The organism is Limibacillus sp. (assembly GCA_037379885.1).
In the GTDB taxonomy this organism is placed as follows: Bacteria; Pseudomonadota; Alphaproteobacteria; order Kiloniellales; family CECT-8803; genus JARRJC01.
This window is the reverse complement of record JARRJC010000127.1, coordinates 1-1,453: the sequence shown is the minus strand read 5'-3', so window position 1 is coordinate 1,453 and position 1,453 is coordinate 1. Positions and strand designations below refer to the sequence as shown.

Annotated in this window: 1 protein-coding gene; it reads right to left on the bottom strand. The window is 57.1% G+C overall.

Annotation, left to right across the window (positions count from 1 at the left end; genetic code table 11):
- Positions 1 to 1,178, bottom strand: a 1,178-nt coding sequence (locus P8X75_15275) for an adenylate/guanylate cyclase domain-containing protein (protein MEJ1996542.1), incomplete at its 3' end; no start/stop codon positions are given.
- Positions 1,179 to 1,453: the final 275 nt, after the last annotated feature.

The window sequence follows — 1,453 nt, the reverse complement described above, 5'->3', positions numbered from 1 at the left end:
AAAGTCTCGGCGATTTCCTTTTCAGGGTCGGCAATCCATCCGTTGGCCTTGCGCATCGAATAACAGCGCGCCGCCCTACCGTAGGCAGAGGAGAAGGTCGGATCGAGGTCAACTGCCCGGGAGAAAAGTTTCAGCGCTTCTTCGTTGGCCTCTTTGTTCCTTTGATACATGGCCGCGAGGCCGCGAAGGTAATAATCATATGCATCGAGGTTGTCGGTCTGCTTGCGCTTCGCACGCTCAATTTCAGCCTGCTCCAGCTTCGGCGCGATGGCGCCCACGACACTCTCGGTCACTTGTCCTTGCAGTTCGAAGATGTCTTCCAGCGCTCCATCAAAGTTGTCCGCCCATAGATGTGCCCCTGTATTGGCGTCTATAAGCTGACCAGTGATGCGAACGCGATTTCCAGCCTTGCGGACGCTGCCTTCGAGCACAAACCGCACGCCCAACTCCCGACCGACCCGCTTCACGTCCACTGTCCGACCCTTGTAGGTGAAGCTTGAGTTGCGGGCGATCACAAAAAGCCATCGCACGCGCGACAGCGCTGTGATGATCTCCTCCACCATGCCATCGGCGAAATATTCCTGATCCGGGTCGCTCGACAGATTGTTGAAAGGAAGCACCGCGATTGAGGGTTTATCGGGAATGGGCGGTGGACCGGTCGCGTCAGTGATGCCGTTGGGCGCGGGACTTTTCGTTTTGACCCTGAAAACCTGGACCGGTTCAGAGATGTTCTTGATGCTTTGCTGGCCCAGGTCCTCGAAGAAGAACCCCACTTTGCCCTTGACCTGGTTCACCACGTTCCGGGAGACGTAAACACTGCCTGGCGCAGCCAACCCTTCAAGCCTAGCGGCAATGTTGACGCCGTCACCGTAGAGATCGTCTCCCTCCACAATGAGATCACCGATATTGACGCCGATGCGGTAGAGGATCCGGCAATCCTCAGGCTCGCGGGACATGCGTTCAGCCATGCCCTCTTGCAGCGCCATCGCGCATTCTACTGCATCAACGGCGCTGGCAAACTCGACTAGAGCGCCGTCTCCCATTAGCTTCACCAAGCGACCACGGTGCTTTGCGATAGTGGGTTCGATCAGTTCTTTTCGCTGAGCCTTGAGCCGCGCAAGCGTTCCCGATTCATCGCGTTCCATGAGACGGCTGTAGCCAACCACGTCGAGCGACATGACTGCAGCGAGGCGTCTTTCCATAATCCTGCCTCCACCGGAACCGTGGGAACACCGGCTATCATTGAAGATAGTTTCAGGCTCGTCCAGCATGAGGCTGTCTGAGCATCTCCAGAGGGTGAACTCGTAAGGACCTCTATTGTGGCTAGAAGTGGACGTTGTGCTGCGTAGGGCATAGGCTTTCCTAGAACGATGGAGGAGCGCGATGCAGCGCCGATTGGCCACTATCATGGCAGCCGATGTGGTTGGCTATTCCGCAAGGATGGGCGATGCCG